Origin of the sequence: Thalassospira povalilytica, assembly GCF_002844235.1 — a bacterium.
GTDB classification, from domain to species: domain Bacteria; phylum Pseudomonadota; class Alphaproteobacteria; order Rhodospirillales; family Thalassospiraceae; genus Thalassospira; species Thalassospira povalilytica.
In genome coordinates this window covers 633,550-654,129 of record NZ_PGTS01000001.1, presented here as the reverse complement: position 1 = coordinate 654,129, position 20,580 = coordinate 633,550, and the positions used below count along the sequence as shown (strand labels likewise).

The 20,580-nt window shown below is 55.4% G+C and carries 20 protein-coding genes; 5 read left to right on the top strand and 15 right to left on the bottom strand.

Going from position 1 to position 20,580, the window contains the following annotated elements; translation table 11 throughout:
* Positions 1-91: 91 nt before the first annotated feature.
* A complete protein-coding gene (locus CU041_RS02790; protein WP_101245670.1) occupies positions 92-970 on the top strand; it encodes an amidohydrolase family protein in 879 nt (292 codons plus the stop codon).
* Positions 971-1,053: 83 nt separating this feature from the next.
* Here CU041_RS02790 and CU041_RS02785 read toward each other — a convergent pair whose 3' ends face one another.
* Positions 1,054-2,217 (bottom strand): mandelate racemase/muconate lactonizing enzyme family protein, encoded by a 1,164-nt coding sequence (locus tag CU041_RS02785; RefSeq protein WP_101245669.1) that lies wholly within the window; start codon positions 2,215-2,217, stop codon positions 1,054-1,056.
* A gap of 119 nt (positions 2,218-2,336) precedes the next feature.
* Here CU041_RS02785 and CU041_RS02780 point away from each other — a divergent pair, with 119 nt between their 5' ends.
* Entirely contained in the window at positions 2,337-3,308 is a 972-nt protein-coding gene (locus tag CU041_RS02780) for a LysR family transcriptional regulator (RefSeq protein WP_101245668.1), read from the top strand.
* Positions 3,309-3,362: 54 nt separating this feature from the next.
* On the opposite strand, the gene CU041_RS02775 is transcribed toward CU041_RS02780, so the two are convergent.
* From CU041_RS02775 to CU041_RS02755, 5 genes are all read right to left on the bottom strand, one after another.
* Positions 3,363-4,445, bottom strand: coding sequence for a tartrate dehydrogenase (locus CU041_RS02775; RefSeq protein ID WP_068519456.1), 1,083 nt, complete (start codon positions 4,443-4,445; stop codon positions 3,363-3,365).
* Positions 4,446-4,482: 37 nt separating this feature from the next.
* Entirely contained in the window at positions 4,483-5,763 is a 1,281-nt protein-coding gene (locus CU041_RS02770) for a glycerate kinase type-2 family protein (protein ID WP_407702971.1), read from the bottom strand.
* A 30-nt stretch (positions 5,764-5,793) separates the two neighbouring features.
* The gene (locus CU041_RS02765) at positions 5,794-6,870 is read right to left on the bottom strand and encodes a tartrate dehydrogenase (protein ID WP_101245667.1); all 1,077 of its coding nucleotides are present in this window, start codon (positions 6,868-6,870) and stop codon (positions 5,794-5,796) included.
* 51 nt (positions 6,871-6,921) lie between these two features.
* Positions 6,922-8,994, bottom strand: coding sequence for a tripartite tricarboxylate transporter permease (locus tag CU041_RS02760; RefSeq protein WP_101245666.1), 2,073 nt, complete (start codon positions 8,992-8,994; stop codon positions 6,922-6,924).
* A 65-nt stretch (positions 8,995-9,059) separates the two neighbouring features.
* A complete protein-coding gene (locus CU041_RS02755) occupies positions 9,060-10,007 on the bottom strand; it encodes a tripartite tricarboxylate transporter substrate binding protein (RefSeq protein WP_101245665.1) in 948 nt (315 codons plus the stop codon).
* A gap of 244 nt (positions 10,008-10,251) precedes the next feature.
* Between CU041_RS02755 and CU041_RS02750 the strand changes: the two genes are divergently transcribed.
* On the top strand, positions 10,252-11,157 hold the full coding sequence (locus CU041_RS02750) for a LysR family transcriptional regulator (RefSeq protein ID WP_101245664.1): 906 nt from the start codon (positions 10,252-10,254) through the stop codon (positions 11,155-11,157).
* 56 nt (positions 11,158-11,213) lie between these two features.
* On the opposite strand, the gene CU041_RS02745 is transcribed toward CU041_RS02750, so the two are convergent.
* The gene (locus CU041_RS02745; protein WP_101245663.1) at positions 11,214-12,005 is read right to left on the bottom strand and encodes an IclR family transcriptional regulator; all 792 of its coding nucleotides are present in this window, start codon (positions 12,003-12,005) and stop codon (positions 11,214-11,216) included.
* A 170-nt stretch (positions 12,006-12,175) separates the two neighbouring features.
* Between CU041_RS02745 and CU041_RS02740 the strand changes: the two genes are divergently transcribed.
* Both CU041_RS02740 and CU041_RS02735 read left to right on the top strand, forming a co-directional pair.
* Complete coding sequence (locus tag CU041_RS02740) at positions 12,176-13,318, top strand: ABC transporter substrate-binding protein (RefSeq protein ID WP_170310104.1); 1,143 nt, start codon at positions 12,176-12,178, stop codon at positions 13,316-13,318.
* Positions 13,311-14,444, top strand: a complete 1,134-nt coding sequence (locus CU041_RS02735) for a CaiB/BaiF CoA transferase family protein (protein ID WP_101245661.1) — start codon at positions 13,311-13,313, stop codon at positions 14,442-14,444. Before CU041_RS02740 ends, CU041_RS02735 begins: the two co-directional genes overlap by 8 nt.
* Before the next feature lie 71 nt (positions 14,445-14,515).
* Here CU041_RS02735 and CU041_RS02730 read toward each other — a convergent pair whose 3' ends face one another.
* The 8 genes from CU041_RS02730 to CU041_RS02695 are packed head-to-tail and all read right to left on the bottom strand — an operon-like array spanning position 14,516 to position 20,574.
* The gene (locus CU041_RS02730) at positions 14,516-15,355 is read right to left on the bottom strand and encodes a fumarylacetoacetate hydrolase family protein (RefSeq protein WP_068519449.1); all 840 of its coding nucleotides are present in this window, start codon (positions 15,353-15,355) and stop codon (positions 14,516-14,518) included.
* 30 nt (positions 15,356-15,385) lie between these two features.
* Positions 15,386-16,123 (bottom strand): SDR family oxidoreductase, encoded by a 738-nt coding sequence (locus CU041_RS02725; protein WP_212733755.1) that lies wholly within the window; start codon positions 16,121-16,123, stop codon positions 15,386-15,388.
* 9 nt (positions 16,124-16,132) lie between these two features.
* Positions 16,133-17,335 (bottom strand): UxaA family hydrolase, encoded by a 1,203-nt coding sequence (locus CU041_RS02720; protein WP_101245659.1) that lies wholly within the window; start codon positions 17,333-17,335, stop codon positions 16,133-16,135.
* Positions 17,332-17,646, bottom strand: coding sequence for a UxaA family hydrolase (locus CU041_RS02715; RefSeq protein WP_101245658.1), 315 nt, complete (start codon positions 17,644-17,646; stop codon positions 17,332-17,334). Before CU041_RS02715 ends, CU041_RS02720 begins: the two co-directional genes overlap by 4 nt.
* Positions 17,643-18,089, bottom strand: a complete 447-nt coding sequence (locus tag CU041_RS02710; RefSeq protein WP_068519445.1) for a MaoC family dehydratase — start codon at positions 18,087-18,089, stop codon at positions 17,643-17,645. Before CU041_RS02710 ends, CU041_RS02715 begins: the two co-directional genes overlap by 4 nt.
* Positions 18,082-19,137, bottom strand: coding sequence for a Gfo/Idh/MocA family protein (locus CU041_RS02705; protein ID WP_101245657.1), 1,056 nt, complete (start codon positions 19,135-19,137; stop codon positions 18,082-18,084). The genes CU041_RS02710 and CU041_RS02705 overlap by 8 nt, the downstream gene beginning before the upstream one ends.
* Positions 19,130-19,459: an L-rhamnose mutarotase gene (locus tag CU041_RS02700; RefSeq protein WP_068519443.1), complete on the bottom strand. Its 330-nt coding sequence runs from the start codon at positions 19,457-19,459 to the stop codon at positions 19,130-19,132. Before CU041_RS02700 ends, CU041_RS02705 begins: the two co-directional genes overlap by 8 nt.
* Complete coding sequence (locus CU041_RS02695; protein WP_101245656.1) at positions 19,456-20,574, bottom strand: mandelate racemase/muconate lactonizing enzyme family protein; 1,119 nt, start codon at positions 20,572-20,574, stop codon at positions 19,456-19,458. Before CU041_RS02695 ends, CU041_RS02700 begins: the two co-directional genes overlap by 4 nt.
* Positions 20,575-20,580 lie beyond the last annotated feature (6 nt).

Here is a 20,580-nt window from a genome sequence, read left to right as displayed (position 1 = left end):
TTACCACCACTTGCCTTGATCCTGCGTCCCAGCACGGCCGCCAAATATGGCGCTGCCTGCCGGGCGCCTGACGATATTTACGAGGATACCCATGCCCCCATCGCCAGATTATCTGCCCTTCCATCCCAACCCGTCCAAACCGAAATTCACCCTGCCCGAAGGAACCTGGGATGCCCATTGCCATGTCTTCGGGCCAGAGGCAGATTTTCCGTTTGCACCGGAACGGAAATACACCCCGGTCGATGCCGGCAAGGACAAACTGTTTGAGTTGCACAAATATCTGGGCGTTGATCGATCCGTCATCGTTCAGGCGACCTGTCATGGTGCGGATAACCGCGCGCTTGTCGATGCACTTCTGGCGTCAGATGGTCGCTATCGCGGCATTGCCACCGTCCGCCCGGATGTCAGCAAGGAACATCTTGATGAACTTGATGCGGCTGGCGTGCGGGGGGTGCGGTTCAATTTCGTCAAACGACTGGTTGATGATACGCCGCGCGACCATTTCCTCAAGATCGTTGAAAAGATCAAACCTTATGGCTGGCACATTGTTGTCTATTTCGAAGCCGCCGACCTGCCGGGTCTAGAGCAGTTCCTGATCGATATGCCGGTAACCGTGGTGATTGATCATCTGGGCCGCCCCGATGTGACCAAGGGCGTTGATCACCCGGACTTTGAGCGTTTCCGCAAACTGGTGCGCGAAAATGACCATATCTGGGTCAAGGTCACCTGCCCGGAACGCCTGACAGTTGCTGGCCCGCCCTATGACGATGTGGTGGCCTTTGGCAAGGCGATCGTCGAAGACATTCCCGATCGCGTGATCTGGGGCACGGACTGGCCACATCCCAACATGAAAAGCCATGTGCCAGACGATGGCAAACTGGTTGACCATATTGCACGCGTTGCCCCCAAACCCGAACAGCAACGCGCCCTTTTGATCGACAATCCGACCCGTCTTTACGATCCGAAGTAACCCGGTCCGCCCGGATCAAATGCAAACACCCGACAACCGCAACACCATGTGCGCGATTGTCGGGTGTTTGTTTGCAGGGCGCGTTATTCGGCCAGTTCGCGCATCACCGAAATCAGATCGGATTTGCCTTCAAACCCGATGCCGGGCAGTTCAGGCATGGTGATATAGCCCTGTTCGACCTTTACGCTATCGGGGAAACCGCCATAAGGCTGGAACAGGTCGGGATAGCTTTCATTGCCACCAAGTCCCAGACCGGCTGCGATATTAAGCGACATCTGATGCCCGCCATGCGGAATGCAGCGTTTCGGCGACCAGCCGTGAACCTTAAGAACATCAAGCGTGCGCAGATATTCAACAAGCCCGTATGAAAGCGCGCAGTCAAACTGCAACCAGTCCCGATCCGGGCGCATGCCGCCATGACGCAACAGGTTTCTGGCATCCTGATGGGAAAACAGGTTTTCCCCTGTTGCCATCGGGCCCGGATAAAAATCGGCAAGGGCAGCCTGAAGCTGATAATCGAGCGGATCGCCGGCTTCTTCGTACCAGAACAGCGGATATTCGCGCAGCATCTTGGCATAGGCAATTGCGGTTTCCAGATCAAAGCGACCATTGGCATCGACCGCAAGCTGGGCCTCGTTGCCGATTTCTTCCAGAACAGCTTCGATCCGGCGGCGGTCTTCGTCAATCGATGCCCCGCCGATCTTCATTTTAACAACCGTATAGCCGCGATTAAGGTATCCGCGCATTTCAGCACGCAATGCCGAAAGATCCTTGCCCGGATAGTAATAACCGCCCGCGGCATAAACAAAGACCCTGGGATCGGCTTCGACCCCGTATGTTTCGGCAAGCAGACGGAAAAGCGGTTTTCCGGCGATTTTCGCCACCGCATCCCAGACCGCCATATCCATGGTCCCGACCGCAACCGATCGTTCGCCATGCCCGCCAGGCTTTTCATTTTGCATCATCGCCGCCCAGATGCGATGCGGGTCAAGGTTATCGCCCGCATCATTGATCAGGCTTTTCGGATCGGCCGACAATACGCGATCCCGGAACCGTTCCCGGATCAGGCCGCCCTGCCCGTAACGTCCGTTGGAATTAAAACCATATCCGACCACCCGGCGGCCATCCCGCACCTGATCGGTGACAACCGCCACCAAGCTGGCCGTCATTTTCGAAAAATCGATATAGGCGTTGCGGATCGGGGATGCGATGGGTTTTGTAACTTCGACGATATCGACGATTTGCATGACCAGCTCTCTGTAATGGGCGTCGGTAAATGTGATGAATGACTACATATTAAGGCTTGCAAAGCCCTCTCATCCAATGTGAACTGGGTCTATATTTATACAGATTTGGCATAACCAGAATGGAATTGCGCTGGCTTGAAGATTTCATCGCATTGTGTGAGACGCTTAATTTTTCACGTGCGGCCGAAATCAGAAACATCACCCAACCGGCATTCAGCCGACGTATCCGGGCACTTGAAACCTGGGTCGGGGCGTCCCTGGTTGAACGCACCACGCATTCTGTTTCCCTGACCCCGTCCGGGGAACATTTCCTGTCCCATGCACGGGCAATCTGCTTTTCCCTGACACAGGCCAAGCGCGAGGCCGCAGAACTTGCGAAAACAGCCAATGCGTCGCTGAATATTGCAGCAACCCATGCGCTGTCCTTTACCTTCATCCCGGAATGGCTGCGCCGCCAGAATGAAGACATCGCACTGGGCCCGCTTAATCTGGTGTCAGACAGCATGCAGGCCTGTGAAAGCCGTATGCTCAAGGGTGAGACAGATTTTCTGATTGCCCATGCCCGGCCAGATGGACCCGATGCCTCCAATACGCCTGATGGTTTGCAGCCATCGCTGTTTCAAAGCTGTGTGATCGGGCATGACAGGCTGATGGCCGTGATAAGTCCGTCACTTGCCGCAAGTGCGCACGCAACAAAGACGCCCGTGCCGTATCTGGCCTACAGCACGGAATCCGGGCTTGGCCGGATCATTGCCGCCAGCGATCAAAACGGCGAAATCACACCGCAAGGCACCGCCAATTTCACATCCCATCTGGCGGCGACATTGCATTCGATGGTCAGAAATGGTGCCGGTTTCGCATGGCTTCCGGAAAGCCTGATTGCGCGTGATCTTGAAACAGGACAGCTACAGCCCTTCGAGATATCCGAGTCATTTCAGCCCTTTGTCGCGGGCACGAACACGGGCACAAACCCGGCCCCGTCGATCCCGCTTGAAATCCGCATCACCCGCCCGCGCCATCGCCGAAGTGCGCTTGCCGAACGGTTATGGGCCCATGTCACCGGCCATAAAGAAACCCGATCACCGCAATAAGCCGTGATCGGGTCAGGACATAAGGGAAACTGTTCTTATCGTTTCTTGGGGAGGTTAGCCTTGTTCGCGAACCGCATCGGCAATTGCCTTGCCACAGGTGACCGTATTTGCCGTACCGCCAAGATCGGCCGTCCGCAATTCGGTCGACAACAGGACCTTTTCAATCGCGCGCATGATGCCGTCATGGGCATCGGTATGGCCCAAATGATCCAGCATCATCGCACCTGACCAGATCTGGCCGATCGGGTTGGCAATACCCTTGCCGGCGATATCCGGGGCCGAACCATGCACCGGTTCGAACAGCGACGGGAATTTGCGTTCCGGGTTGATATTGCCCGACGGCGCAATACCGATGGTCCCGGTACAGGCCGGACCAAGATCGGACAGGATATCGCCAAACAGGTTCGATGCGACCACCACGTCAAAGCGATCCGGGTTCATGACGAACTGTGCGGTCAGAATATCGATGTGATATTTGTCCCAGGTTACATCCGGATAGGACTTTGCCATTTCCAGAACACGTTCATCCCAATAGGGCATGGTGATCGAAATGCCGTTGGATTTGGTCGCCGATGTCAGATGTTTGCGCGGGCGTTTTTGGGCCAGCTCGAACGCATATTTCAGGATACGGTCAACACCGATCCGCGACATGACGGTTTCCTGAATAACGATCTCGCGATCCGTGCCGGGATACATTTTCCCGCCAACCGACGAATATTCGCCTTCGGTATTTTCACGAACCACATAGAAATCAATATCGCCCGGCTTGCGACCGGCAAGGGGTGATGGCACACCGGGCATCAGTTTTGCCGGGCGCAGACTGACATATTGATCGAAATCGCGCCGGAACTGGATCAACGATCCCCACAGCGAAATATGATCGGGCACCGTATCGGGCCAACCAACCGCACCAAAGAAAATGGCATCGTGATTACCGATCTGTGCCTTCCAGTCATCGGGCATCATCTGGCCATGTTTGAGATAATAGTCGCAGGACCCGAATTCGAACGTATCAAACGCAAGATCGATCCCATAGACCTCGGCGGCTGCTTCAAGGACGCGAACACCTTCGGGCATGACTTCTGTGCCAATGCCGTCCCCGGCGATCACCGCGATCTTATGTTGTTTACCAGCCATTTCAGCCATTTCCTCCTTGTGGGACTTAATTCAGATATCAATTAATCAATATTGCACGAAAATCATTCACATTCGTCAAAGTCGGCCCGGTAATCACCGCATCGCCAAGCCGCTCAAAGAAACTGTGTCCGTCATTGTTTGCAAGATATTCTTGCGCCTTGATCCCGATACCAATTGCGCGATCAAGGGTATCGGGTGTGATCAGACCACCGGCAATTTCTTCGAGCCCGTCAACACCATCGGTATCCCCGGCAATCGCATAGACCCCGGACAAACCATTAAGCGCAACCGCCAACCCCAGCAGGAATTCCACATTGCGCCCGCCGCGCCCGTTGCCCTTTACGGTGACGGTTGTTTCGCCACCGGACAATAACAGACAAGGACGTGCAAACGGCTGCCCGCGCAGCACGATCTGACGTGCGATACCGGCCAAGACCGTTCCGACGTCAGATGCTTCACCTTCGATCGCATCGCCAAGGATATGGGCGGCAATTCCCATATCACGCGCCTTTCGCGCGGCAGCTTCCAGCGCCATTTGCGGTGTTGCAATCAGAACGGCCTCACATTTTGCAATGCGCGGATCGTCATGCTTGATGCTTTCGGTTTCGCCATTTTCAAGCATGGCCCGCACAGCATCGGGAAGCGCGATGTCATATCGGTCAATAATTGCCAGCGCGTCTGCACAGCTTGTCGGATCAGCAACAGTCGGCCCCGATGCCACATCCAGAAGACTGTCACCCGGCACATCGGAAATCGCCAGGGTCACAACGCGTGCCGGATGGCACATCGCGGCCAGACGACCGCCTTTGACGTTTGAAATATGCCTGCGAACACAATTCATCTCGTCAATTGCCGCACCGGATTTCAAAAGGGCACGATTGATGTCGCGCAACCCGGCAAGATCCAGCGGCGCAACCGGATCAACCAGTAACGCCGATCCCCCGCCCGATATCAGACAAATGACCAGATCATCCTCCCGCAGATCGCGCACAAGTTCGGTGATCTTCGGTGTTGCCGCCAGTCCCGCGGCATCGGGGACCGGGTGGGATGCCTCTATGATTTCAATATGGTCGGTCGGTACCGCATGTCCATAACGCGTGACCACACATCCCGACAATGGCCCTGACCAGTTCTGTTCCAGTGCGCGCGCCATCTTTGCCGATGCCTTGCCCGCACCGATCACAATCGTGCGTCCGTTTGGCGGCGCAGGCAGATGCGCCGGCACACAGATATCCGGATCAGCAGCACGCACAGCCGTTTCAAAAAGCTCCGTCAGGAACCTTTTGATTGCCGTGCTATCGCCAATGCCAGACATCATGTCATCCCCTGTCATCTGCCTGCCCCACGATCAGACGTTATCGCCGTGGATTGCCGCAATCACGGCATCGGTCACCTGACGGGTGGTGGCATTACCTCCCAGATCGGGCGTATGCAGGGACGGATCAGCGGTAACGCGTTCCACCGCACGCATCAAACGATCCGATGCCGCCTTTTCCCCCAGATGATCGAGCATCATCACCGCACTCCAGAATGTTGCGACCGGATTGGCGATGCCTTTGCCCGTAATATCAAACGCCGACCCATGGATCGGTTCGAACATCGACGGGAAATTGCGTTCGGGATTAAGGTTTGCCGTCGGTGCAATGCCAAGCGACCCGGCAAGGGCAGCGGCAAGATCAGACAAAATGTCGGCATGCAGGTTGGTGGCAACGATGGTATCAATGGTTTCCGGGCGCAGGGTCATGCGCATGGTCATTGCATCAACCAGCATTTTGTCCCATTCGACATCCGGATATTCGGCCGCCACTTCCTTGGCGATTTCATCCCACATCACCATGCCGTTGCGCTGGGCGTTGCTTTTGGTGACCACGGTCAGTTTCTTGCGCGAGCGTGACCGGGCAAGGTCAAAGGCAAACCGCATGATGCGCGTGACACCGGCACGGGTAAAAATCGAAACTTCGGTTGCGACTTCTTCGGGAAGGCCGACATGCGATCGACCGCCCTGCCCGGCATATTCGCCTTCGGAGTTTTCGCGCACGATCACCCAGTCCAGTTCGCCCTGTTTGACATTGCGAAGCGGGCTTTCAATGCCCGGCAAAATACGGGTCGGGCGCACATTGGCGTATTGATCAAACGGCTGACAAATCGCAAGACGCAACCCCCAAAGGGTCACATGATCGGGGACATCGGGCGCACCCACGGCACCGAAATAGATCGCATCATGATCCTTGATCTGATCGCGGCCATCGGCCGGCATCATGATGCCGTGTTTTTTGTAGTAATCCGATCCCCAGTCAAAGCTGTCGAAGCTCATGGTGAAGCCACCATCCCGCTTTGCCAAGACATCAAGTACTTCTACACCGGCCGCAACAACCTCTTTACCAATTCCGTCACCCGGAATGGCAGCAATACGATAGTTCTTCATCACAAGTCTCTTCAGTTTGCAGATTAATTTTATACGGGTTTGAAGCGTGTCCTAGAAAAGCGCGCCGGTTGGCATTCTGATCAGCAGCACTTCGGCCATCAGAAGATAAAGCCCCCCGACAATCACAAGCCCGCCGACCGCTTCGCCAAGGATGCGCTTGGCCGACATATGCTCGTAACAGGCAACGCGTCCCAAAATCAGGAAGGCCAGAATGGCAGCAATGCCAAAGCCGACCATCGGGATCACCGCCACCCAGACAACCATGGCAATGACCAAAGCAACCCGGCGTGCATTTGAACTATTGTCAGCATCGCCCCCTTGCTCCGGACCTGCCGGTTTACGCAATATATTGAGCCCCAGAAGCATCAGTGACATGACAATGATCGCCACCGAAATCGTGCTGGGGAAGACCGACCCCATCGGGGTCATGGCAGATGTTTCCGCAAATGCCCAGACAGCCACACCAATCAGCAATACAGACAAGAACATGCCCGCATGATCACGTGGTTTTGCCAGCTGTTTTTTCAATCCTGCCAGGGGTGCAAAACCGCTTTTTGCAACCGGCTCGACGTCACCCACGGTGGTTGATCCCTGACTGTCGGCATAGCTGCGTGCCGCATCAAGCGCGCGCTTCTTGGCGTTTTCCTTGCGTTTGGAGAAGACAAGCGGATAAAGCAGGGTAAAGGCGGCAAGGGCAACAATTGCCAGACTGATCGGACGCCCAAAGAACATACCGGCAAGATTATGGGTCGCGTTGCCGATCAGATAGGACTGCACAAATCCCTGTTCGGCGATCTGTCCCAGCACCAGACCAAGCACAATCGGCGACGGCGCGAAACCGCACCGGTTCAAAAGCCAGCCAATCACACCAAGCGCCAGCATCATCTGCACATCATGCAGGTTGCTGTGGATGGCAAAGCTGCCGACAACGGTCAAAAAGGCAATGGTCGGAACCAGAAGGGTCTTTGGGATTGATGCAATCGACTTGTAGGCATAGCGCCCGATCAGCAAACCGGCCGGCAACATCAGGGCCGTTGCAATCAAAAGACCAAAGATAAAGGTGTAAACAATATCGCCCTGCTGGGAAAACAGCGTCGGACCAATCTTGATCCCCTGTACCAGCAACGCACCAAGAATGACCGCATCGGGTGGCGTACCGGGAATACCCAGAACAAGGGTCGGGATGAAACCGCCACCAACTGTTGCGTTATTGGCAGATTCCGTTGCGATAATGCCATCGGGTGCGCCATTGCCGAATGTTTCGGGCTTTTTCGATGACCGGCGTGCTTCGGAATAGGAAACCAGTCCGGCAATCGATCCACCCGCACCGGGCAAAACCCCGATCACAGTCCCGATGATCGAGCTGCGCAGAACGTTGAATTTGCTTTCCCAGGCGATGCCGAATGCTTCGCGCAGGCGAATGCCACGGTTGCCCTGCTCTACCTTCAAATGCGGGTCAGGCGTTGCAACCAGATCAATCAGAACCGGGATGCAATAAAGCCCGATCAGTGCCGATACGATATCAAACCCGCCCAGCAACATATGGGTGCCCATCGTAAAGCGGATATCACCGCCCACCACAGCAACACCCACCATCGCCAGCATCAGACCAATACAGCCGCCCAGCAATCCCTTGATGGTGTTGCCAACCGACAGGGCCGAAATCAAAGTCAGTCCGAAAATCGCCAACCAGAAATATTCCGGCGGGCCAAAGGCAAGTGCCACCTTTGCCAGCGGTGGTGACAGCAGCAACAGGAACACACCCCCGACGAGCCCGCCTACAACAGAAGCAAGCGTCGCCAGTGTTACTGCAAGACTGCCATCACCACGTTTGGCCATCGGGAAACCGTCAAAGGTCGTGGCGATCGCCGACGGGGTTCCCGGTGTGTTGACCAGAATGGCGGCAAAGGCACCGCCATAAATGGCGCCGGTATAGATCGCACCCAGTGCAATCAAACCGGTCGCCGGATCCATGGTAAAGGTAAACGGGACCAGAACGGCCACCGCCATGGTTGCCGAGAGTCCCGGCAAAGCACCGATTACAGTGCCCAGAATGACGCCACCAAGTGCCATAAGAATATTTAGTGGCGTCAAGGCATTAACAAGATAACCCAAGAGCTCCATGACGATGGACCTTTCCAATCCCAATCTTTTTATTGTCGCAGTTTCAAATGTTTCAGACCGGGCACTTACCGGTTGGCAATGCCCAGTTTTTCTGCGATTTCGCGGTATTCTTCGGATTTGGCCGCGACAAAGTCATTGATGAAGTCATAGGAAATGTCGGTCAGAACAAAGCCCGCATCTTCCATCTTTTTCTGGAATTCCGGGTTGTTGTTCACATCGGTGATCAGCTGCGAAATCTTTTCGCGGATCGGTTCCGGGGTTGAACTTGGAACGGCAACACCACGGAATGCACCACCGACAATGTTGTAACCCAGTTCCTTGAAGGTCGGGACATCCGGGAATGCCTTGACGCGCTGTTCGGACGCAACAGCAAGCATACGCATGCCATCACCGTTATTCACACCGGACGTGACATAGTTGAAACCACCGGTGGTCTGGCTGCCAAGGATCGCGGTAACCGCCGGACCGGTGCCGCTGAACGGGACATAGGTGGTCGTGATACCGGCCAGTTCATCAAACTGAACCTGCCCCAGATGGTTGGCCGAATTCGATCCCGAACCGCTCAGCGTGACAAGGCCCGGATTGGCTTTTGCATATTCCACAAGTTCGCCAAGCGACTGGAATTCACTGTCTTTTGGAACGAACAGGGCGTTCGGGGTGTAATGGAAGAAGTTGATATAGGTAAGGTCCTTGGTTTCGTACCCAACGTCCTTTTCCATAGGCTGAAGGATCGTATGGGGCAGGTTGATGCCCATGATCGTATAGCCGTCACCTTCCATGCCGTTAAGCTGTGACCAGGCCTGTGCACCGCCGGCACCCGCCATGTACTGGATCACAAAGGACTGGCCAGCCAGTTCTTCCAGATAGGGCTGCTGGAAACGTGCGGAAACATCAGACTCGCCACCCGCGTTGAACGGAATGATGTAGTTGATCGTCTTTTCCGGATATTCGGCAAATGCCTGTGTTGAAACCAGGGTTGCAGCCATGGCTGCCGCGATTGCGAGCTTACGCATTGGTATTCCTCCCGTAGAATGAACAGCACCAACTTTGTTGGCACCGGCTGGTCACGAAGGGACGGCAAAGCACACCCGGCCCCGTCACCAGCTGTTTCCCTGATGTCATTACGGGCTTTTGTGGCGCAGTAGGACACGCGTATTTGGCTTGAATCATTTGCCCGAATGACTCTTGCAGTGTAGATTTTTTAGTTATTCATTATAATTTCTGATTATTCATTTCATTGTGTCGCACAGGTTAAGAATGTCATCAGACAGTGATCTCGGCTTTTTCGTTCTTCTGGTCCGCAAGGGCAGCCTGAGTGCAGCCGCCCAGGAGCTGAACCTGTCGCCGCCTGCGGTCAGCAAACGGCTGGCCAAACTTGAAGATCGACTTGGAGTGCGTTTGTTGAACCGGACCACCCGCCGGATCAGCATGACCAGCGAAGGCGAGGCCTATTACCAAAGCGCGATCCAGATCATGCGCGAAATCGAAGAACTCGAAGAACGGGTTTCCCATGCCAGCGAAACCCCGAGCGGGCTTTTGCGCATCAATGCAACATTCGGGTTCGGGCGTGAATATGTGGCCCCGGTGATTTCGGAGTTTTCCCACCTTTATCCCGAGGTCGAGGTCCAGCTTCTTTTGACCGATGCACCGATGAACATGGTTGAAGAAGGCATTGATCTTGGCATCCGGTTCGGGGGATTGCCCAATTCGCGTATCACTGCGCGCAAGCTGCTCGCCAACAGGCGGTTTTTATGTGCGGCCCCGTCCTATATCGAAAAGCACGGCATGCCGCGCAGTCTTTCGGACCTGATCAACCACAATTGCATCATCCTGCGTCAGGACAATGATGTTTATGATGTCTGGAAATTACAGCGGGGTCAGCATTCCGAAACGGTCAAGGTGCACGGCACACTCAGCAGCAATGACGGTGAAATTGCACTGGGCTGGGTGATGGACGGGCTTGGCATCATGTTGCGGTCCGAATGGGATATTGCCCGACACGTCAAAGCAGGCCGCCTGCAACTCGTGCTGCCGCAATATGCCCATGTCGATGCCGATATTTATGCCGTGTATCCGGAACGTCACAACCTGTCGGCCAAGGTGCGCATTTTCATCGATTTCCTGCATCGCAAATTGCGCAAGCACACCAGCGACAACACCTAGGAATAGGAACAGGCACCACAGCGATGTTCTCGGGTGCCTGTTGGCGTTCGGCGCAATCAGCTATGTGCGCCGGCACCAAGACGGCGGGAAATATCCTTTGTCACTGCGATCAGACGTTCACGGCATTCTTCGACCGATGCCACCGACGTTCCCGACAGGCGCTGGATAAACGGTACGGTCAATGCCGCCACGACCTTGCCCGAAAAATCAAAGATCGGCGCAGAAAGGTTCAAGACCCCCGCAATGGTCAGCGACTGTGATTCACAATATCCCGCTTCCTTCACCTTGGGCAGGTCATCAAGAAATGCCTGATACTTGTCTGCCGGTTCGGTGCCGACATCCTTCATCAGGCTATCAAGCCCATCCTGATCCATCCACGCCGCCAGCACCCGACCCGATGCCGTGTCAAAAATATTGATCTGCGCGCCCAGGCGAACAGCGGTGATGTTGTTGTCCTGACAGTCGACCTGCGCAATCACAAGCACCTTGCCCGAATGAATGATCGCCAGATGCATCGACTGGTTCACTTCATTGGCAAGACGCTGCATCGCATCGCCCGCGATCGAGGTCAGGCGACGGATCGGCGGATGACGGTGTGCAACTTCAAACATCTTGGTCGTCAGTTGATAACGGTCGTCTTCTTCGCGCTGTTCGATATAGCCGCGCTGACACAACACCATCAGCATCCGGAAGATTTCGGACGTGTTGCGGTTCAGCTGCTTGGCAATGGCGATCTGCGACAATCCGTCCACTTCAGAGGCAAGCAGTTCAAGGATATCGAGCCCCTTTGACAATGCCGGGGCACGGTATTTTTCCTGATCAATCTGGTCGTCGGTCTTGCCGTTCATATGTCCTCGCAGGCGGATAAAAACCGGTTGATTTCGGTCGGCGGAGTATATGCGGGCCAGCCTCATTGTGGCAACTGACCCCGTGATACGCAAATCATAATATCAAATATAAAACATTCTTTCATTTATAAATGTTCAGCATTAAACTGCGGCAAGGAGGAAACGCAAGAATGACTGAACACAAGAAAATCAGGGGCATGACCTGGTCTGATCCGCGGGGATATGACCCGCTTGTCGCGGCCAGCCAAACATTCCGCGACCGGCATCCCGATGCGGATATTGTCTGGGACAAACGATCGCTTCAGGGGTTTGAAAGCACCCCGGTCGAAGAACTGGCAGAAACCTATGACCTGATCATCATTGATCATCCCCATGTCGGGGCTGTTGTTGAAAAAAGCTGCCTGTTGCCGATCGACAGGTTTGCCGAAAAAACTGCGCTTGAACGTCTGTTTGCCGAAACCGTGGGCAAAAGCTATCAAAGCTATTCCTATGACGGTCATCAATGGGCCCTGCCGGTTGATGCCGCCTGCCAGGTGCAAGCCATCCGCCCGGACCTTGTTTCTGCGCCCGTCAAAACATTTTCCGATGTGATTGCGCTGGCCAAAGACGGCCGGGTCGTATGGCCGCTTCTGGCCCCCCATGTTCTGATGTCATTCTTCAGCTTGCTGGCAAATTCCGGCGCGCCTTTTCCGGTTACCCGTGGCACGGCAATCAATCACACCGCCGCCCTTGATGTGATCGGGGCGATGGCAACGCTTGCTGATCTGGTGGATCCTGCCTGCCTGACAATGGATCCGATTGCAGCACTTGATGCCCTGTGTGAGGACAATACATTTGCCCTGTGCCCGTATGTCTATTTGTACGCGCCCTACGCGCGGGCCAATTACCGGGCCAATCGCATTGTCTTCCACGATATGCCGTCGCTTGGCGCGTCCGGCCCGCTTGGCTCCGCCCTTGGTGGCACGGGGATTGCGGTGTCATCACAAACCAAACATCCCGATCTTTGCGTTGAATTCGCCCTTTGGGTTGCGTCGGCCGATGTTCAGCGCGGCCTTTATGCCACCCATAACGGTCAACCGGGCAACGCGGTTGCCTGGGGGGATCCGGCGGTCAATGCGCCGGTCGGGTCCTGTTACAGCAATACCCGCATGACCCACGAAGCCGCGTGGCTGCGTCCGCGCCATGACGGCTATATGGCGTTTCAGGAAGACGCATCGCACATCCTTCTCGATGCGCTGACCGGAAAAACCGATCCTAAATCGGCCCTTATCACCCTTGAGACACGTTTTGACGAAAGCTTTGACCATGAATGACATGCTGCCGCTTAAGGGACTTAAGGTTCTTGATTTCTCGCAGTTTCTTGCCGGCCCCTATTGCGCGCTGAAACTGGCGGACCTTGGCGCGGATGTGGTCAAGGTCGAACGATCCGGCCTTGGCGATCTGTCGCGTTATCTGTATCTGACCGACACCAGGATTGCCGGTGAAAGCACGATCTTTCACGCGATCAACCGCAACAAACGTTCGGTTGCGGTCGACCTTAAATCCGATGATGACAAGGCCCGCCTGACCCAACTGGTCCGTGATGCCGACGTCATCTTGCAGAACTTCCGTCCCGGCGTGATGGAACGCCTTGGCTTTGGCTATGAAGCCGTCAAAAAAATCAATCCCACCGTCGTGTATGGCACCGTAACCGGATATGGATCGGATGGCCCGTGGGTGGACCTTCCGGGGCAGGATTTGCTGGCACAGGCACGATCAGGGGTCATGTGGTTGTCCGGTGGACGCGACCATGGCCCGGTTGCCATGGGCCTTCCGATTGCCGATGTTTTGGCCGGATCGGCCCTGGCACACGGGGTTCTGGCCCTTTTGTATCGCAAGGCGACGCAAAATATCGGTGGCTATGTCGAGACATCCCTGATCGAAGTTCTGGCCGATCTGCAATTTGAATTGCTGACCACCTGGTTTAACGACGGCAACCGCACCCCGGAACGGTCAAAAAACAATCCGGCCCATGCCTATCTGGCAGCACCGTACGGAGTTTATGAAACTGCTGACGGGCATATCGCCATTGCGATGGGCAAGCTTGACCTTCTGGCAACGATCACCGGCCTTGCGCCTGAAATCGCCGGACTGGATGCCTTCAAACAGCGCGATGAAATCAAGGCCGGTCTTGCCGCACAGCTTAAAACCAGAACCAGCGCAAGCTGGATGGATGATTTCGTTGCCAACGATATCTGGGCGGCCCCGGTGATGGATTGGGACGGCGTGGTTGCAAGCGGCGTTTTGCAGACACTTGATATGGTTCAGAATATCGAACGCGGTGATGTTGCAATGAAAACCACCAAATTGCCGTTGCGCATTGATGGTGTGCGCCCGTCATCATCCCGTGCTGCACCGGAACTTGGCGATGCGAACGGGTTGCTTGAAACCGGCTGGTAAGCCAAAATCCACGAAACAAAAAGGCGCGGCATCATCACAATGCCGCGCTTTTTATTTGTCATACAATTGGATCAGTCGTCGTTCACGCAGACCTGACGCTGGGTGCCCAGACCATCAATGCCCAGTTCGACCACATCACCGGCCTTAAGGTAACGCGGCGGGTTGAAGCCAAGACCGACACCCGGGGGCGTGCCCGTCGAAATGATGTCACCCGGATGCAGGGTAAAGAACTGAGACAAATAGGAAATCAGGTGCGGCACACGATAAACCATGGTCGCGGTCGAACCGTCCTGAACCCGTTCGCCGTTCACATCAAGCCACATGCCAAGATTGTCAAAATCGCCCACCTCGTCGGGGGTCACAAGCCACGGACCGGTCGGGCCGAAATTGTCTGATGATTTGCCTTTGGACCACTGGCCGGCACGTTCGATCTGATAGGCACGTTCGGAAACGTCATTGATCAGACAGAAACCAGCAACATGATCAAGTGCATCGGCTTCGGACACGTATTTGGCTTTTTTGCCAATAACGAAACCAAGTTCGACTTCCCAGTCGGTCTTTTCCGAGCCGCGCGGAATAATGATCGGATCATTCGGACCACAAATTGCCGAGGTATATTTGGCAAAAATCACCGGCTCCGGCGGGACTTCCATACCGGATTCTGCGGCGTGATCGGCATAGTTCAAACCGATGCAGATGAATTTGCCGGTCTGACCGACACAGGCACCAAGACGCGGATTGCCTTCGACAAGCGGCAGGCTTTCCGGATCGATTGATTTCAGATCATCAAGGCGGGTCAGAATGTCACCCGCGATATCATCGACATGGGCCGAAAGGTCGCGCAGATTGCCATTGGCATCGACCAGTGCGGGCTTTTCTGCACCGCGTTCTCCGTAACGTGCGAACTTCATATTACGTCCAATCCTTTGTTCAAATTCTGATCAGGCGGTCCAGCCACCATCAACAACATGCACAGCACCGGTGGTAAAGCCGCTTTCATCTGATGCGAGATACGCAACCAGTGCTGCAATTTCGTCCGGCTTGCCGATACGGCCCATCGGCTGGCGCGCGATAAATGCCTTAAGCGCACCTTCGTAATCCCCCGTCGCCCGCAGACGTTCATGCAGACTGGGGCTGTCCACGGTTCCCGGTGCAATCGCGTTGCACCGAATGCCCTGGGTAACGTGATCATTGGCAATTGCCTTGGTCATGCCGGCAACTGCCGCCTTTGACGCCGAATAGATCAGACGGTTGACCGGCCCTGTTACCGGCCCCGCAACAGAGGCCATATTGATAATCGAACCTTTGCCTTTTTCAAGCATACCGGGCAGGACCGCACGGATCATGCGGAACTGGGATTTGACATTCAATTCAAACGCAAAGTCCCATTCTTCTTCGGTTGCTTCAAGAATGGTGCCGTTGTGAACAATCCCGGCACAGTTAAACAGAACATCGACCGGACCAATGTCATTGATCAATACCGTGATCGCATCCTTGTCGGTGACATCAAGTTTGCGGGCCTCGATGCCGTCAATGGCACCAAGTTCGGCAAGGGCAGCGTCATTGACGTCAGTTGCAATCACACGCCCGCCTTCGGCCGCAAGCCGTTCGGCCGATGCCCGGCCAATGCCCTGACCGGCAGCGGTGACCAAACACAGTTTTCCTTCTAGTCTTTTCATAATTCCTCCTCAGACCGCTGGCAGGCACGACGGCCCGATCGGATCAAATGATTTGTAAGTCAGAATGAATTCCCGATGCCCAAGGGCCTCGGATTTGGTTTGCGCGCCCTTGGCGACATTGACGACCAGATCGCGGATTTCCTGACCGACCTCGGCGATGGATCGTTTGCCTTCGATGATGTCACCGGCATTGACATCCATGTCGCCTTCAAGGGCGCGATAGGTATCGGGGTTTGCACAGATCTTGATGACCGGGGATATGGCCGATCCGACAACCGATCCGCGCCCGGTGACAAACAGGGTCATATGTGCGCCACTTGCGATCATCTCGACGATTTCGGCATTGTCCGAAATGTTGGGGAAGCCAAACCGGACTTCGCCATCGGGCACCACATCCATCAGATAAAGCCCGCCGCGCGGCGGCACATCGCCCGGTTTGATCAGACCGGAAATCTGGCTGTCCCCGGATTTGACATAGGCACCCAGACTTTTTTCCTCGATCGTGGAAAGACCGCCTGCGGCATTGCCGGCCGCGAACGAGCCATAGCCAAGCGTTGCGTAATACCGTTCGGCCTTTTGCACCGCCGCGCGAAGTTCTTCGCCCAGTTCCGGGGTTTTGGCACGTTCGGCCATGATGTCTTCGCAACTGATCAGTTCGCCGGTTTCTTCAAAGATACAAGCAGCCCCCTCGGCGATCAGAAGATCAAATGCCTTCCCCGCCGCCGGGTTACCGGAAATGCCAGACGTCCCGTCAGACCCGCCGCAAATCGTGCCAATGATCAATTCATCGACCCCCATCGGGGCACGTTCGACCTTGGCGACTTCATCAAGTGCGGAACGTACCCAGGCGCGACCGGTTTCAACTGTTTTGGCTGTGCCGCCGGATCGCTGGATGACAAGGGTTTCAACCGGGCGCCCGGTGCTTGCAACGGTTCCCTTTGCGCGCACCTTGTCAAAGCTTTCGCAGCCAAGCGATACAAACAGAACCGCACCGACATTGGGATGGGTGCAAAGCTGTCCCATCACACGGGCGGCATATTCATTGGGGAAACATCCGGGAAATCCGATCAGTTGCACGTCTTCATCATTAAAACCGGCAACGATTTTCGATGCGACGAAGTGCGCACATTCAACCAGATAGGCGACAACGACTGTATTGCGGATCCCTTTGCGCCCGTCAGAACGCAAATAGCCTTGGAATTTTTCTGTCATTTCGGCGTCTCCGGGCTCTGCCCATCCGCATCCTGAAGCGCATGGGTCGGGGTATAGGCAGAACGGATATTGTGGATGTGAACATGCGTGCCTGCGGCGATATCAGCCGTCGCAATACCGATCGGCATCCCGTATTTCAGGATGCGTTCACCCGCCGCGATATCGCGAAAGGCAATCTTGTGGGCAAGCGGGATGGCATGGGCAAGCGTAACCGTGCTGTCAGCCAGTTTGACTTCCGTTCCGGCCGGGGCAGATGCCCGGGCCACCAGCACATTGTCATCGGGATGAAGATGCAGGAACGGTGCGGTCATGGCTTCATCTCCACCATATAGATGTGATCAGCCACAAGGGCGGTTTCGCCATTCTGCTTGGTGACGGTCAAACGTTCGGTCACCCGTCCGTAACCCGGGCGTTTTTCCATCACTTCCTTGGCGATGATTTCGACCCGCGATTTGATCGTATCACCGATAAAGACCGGTTTGACGAACCGCATACGGTCATAACCATATGAAAATGCCACAGGATTGATAATCGTCGCGGTCAGACCGACCCCGATGGTAAAGACCATCGTGCCATGGGCGATCCGTTGTCCGAACGGCAAGGTTTTGCAGAATTCCTCATCAAGATGATGCGGGAAAAAGTCCCCGGAATGACCGGCATGAACCACAAAGTCCGTTTCCGTGATCGTACGGCCAACCGTGTCGCGCCCTTCGCCGATTTCGTAATCTTCGTAATATTTGGTTTGCTCAAGCATCGGGTGCCTCCTTGATCGGATGCATCGGAAGGGCCGAACTTTCATAAGCGGCCTCGACCAATGCCATGGTATGCCATGCGTCCTCGGCCGAACCTTCAAGCGCATCATCCATCCCGGCCGCAAAACGCTGTACCTGGGCAAAACGCCCGTGGAAGGCTTCGATGAACCAGTTGCCGACCAGATCAATCTGGCGCCATTCCCCATCGGTGTTCAGCCACAGCTCGTCGGGCTCGCCTTTCGGGTAATCAAGGTTGACGCCCATTTTCATATAGGCCGCCCCCTTGGTGCCGCAGATCCGGAATTCGCAGGCCTGAAATTTGCGCCCAAAGGCATGATTGTGATTGATCGACAGGTTGCAGCGAACGTCACGGCCGTAATCAAGCATGATCGCGCTTCGGGTATTGGAAACCGTTGATGACGGGTGGCCAATGGTGCGCGCATGGACGCCCGCCGGATTACCCAGCAAGTCGCGGACGAAATCCAGATAATGGATCGAATGCAACAGGATCTCGACACGCGGTAAATCGGCAAGAAACGCCCAAAGATGCCACGGCGTGTCAAGGGCCAGCCACGCATCGAAATCAACGATATCGCCAAGCAGGCCCTTGGCGATGGCATCCTTGATCGCCAGTGAATTCGGCGCAAAACGAAGCTGGAAATTGACAGCGGCCTTGATGTTTTTGCGACGCAGGACCGAGATGATGCGGTTCGCTTCACCCAGATCGGAACCAAGCGGCTTCTGAATTACGGCAATCGCACCATCGGGCAGTGCTTCGAGCAATTCCGGAATGGCTGCGGGCGGCACGGCAAGATCAAAGACGACACCAGCCTGACTTGCAGCCTGTTCAAGCGTTTCAAAGGCAATTGTGCCCCACGCACCTGCAACTTTCTGTGCCTTGGCGAGATCGGGATCATAAATCCCGGCCACCGGCACCTTCAAATCGCGATAGGCCGGAAGATGGGCATCGGTCACGATGGACCCCGATCCGAAAATCACAACCGGTGTGACCTTTTCTGGCATTTCGACGGTTTGGCGCAGATCAGTCATGGTGGAAGACCTCCGGCATTTCGGCCCACCATTCGCCTTCGGCCCGACTGTCCAGCGGACGCTGAAGCGGCATGCAATGAGACCACCACCGCTGGGTTTCCGGGTCGGCGGCCATTTTCGCCATGTCGGCTTCGAAATCGGTGCCGACATATTCGAAATAGGCAAACAGCAGGTTTTCCGGTTCTTTGAGGAAAATCGAATAATTGCGGATATTGCAATCAGTTATCTTGGCAAGCACGCCGGGCCATACATCGGCGTGAAGCCGTTTATATTCGGCAATGGCGTCCGCGCCGATCCCGATCAATTGTCCATGACGGGTCATTGATGTGCCTCCGTAATTTCGAATGCGCTTCCTGCGACCGTTAGTGCGGCAAGTTTGTCGTGATCCCATTCGATCCCGAGGCCCGGCGTCATCGGTGCAAGGGCATTACCGCCTTCGCGTGCCATCGGGGCTGCGATGTCTTCAAGCTGGGGGATGTATTCAAGCCAGGGCGCATTGGGCACCGCGCATACAAGACTTACATGCAGTTCCATAAGGAAATGCGGGCAGATCGCGATGTTATGGGCTTCGGCCAGATGCGCGACCTTAAGCCATGGCGTAATCCCGCCAATCCGGGCCACATCGGCCTGCACAATCTCACAGGCATCCTGTGCGATGTAATCGGCAAACTGACCGGGGCTATACATGCTTTCACCGACAGCGACCGGCACGCGTGACTGGGACTGCAACCGGGCATGGCCCGCAATATCATCAGCCGGAAGCGGTTCTTCAAACCATGCGATGTTAAGGCGTTCAAGCATCGGCAGGCGACGCTTGGCCTCACCTGATGTCATCGACTGGTTGGCATCGGTCATGATTTCATAATCATCACCAAGTGCGTTGCGGACCGCCTCCAGACGCTCGCAATCCTGTGCCACGGTCGGCTTGCCGATCTTTACCTTGGAGCCAAGAAAACCGGCTTCTTTTGAGGCAATGGCATCTTCGACCAGTGCATCGGGTGACAGATGAAGCCACCCGCCTTCGGTCGTATACATCGGCACCGATGATTTTGCCCCGCCCGCCAGAATATGAAGCGGCAAGCCGGTTTTAACGCCGCGCATGTCCCAAAGGGCCGTGTCAATTGCCGCGAGCGCAAGCGACATGATCGGTCCGACCGCCGTGGCATGCGAACAGAACAACAGATCCCGCCAGATGGCTTCGACCCGATCGGCATCCTGTCCCATCAGGCGCGGCAACAGCGTTTCTTTCAACAGCGACAGGATCGCTGGCCCGCCATCACCGATGGTGTAGCTGTATCCCATGCCCTTGGCGCCATCCGCATCACGCAAAACAACAAAGATCGTTTCCTGTGAATTGAATGACTGAATCGCATCCGTGCGCACGACCTTGGGTTCAAGATCGACCATAAAGGCATTTGCAGATGTAATGCGCGCCATTGATCA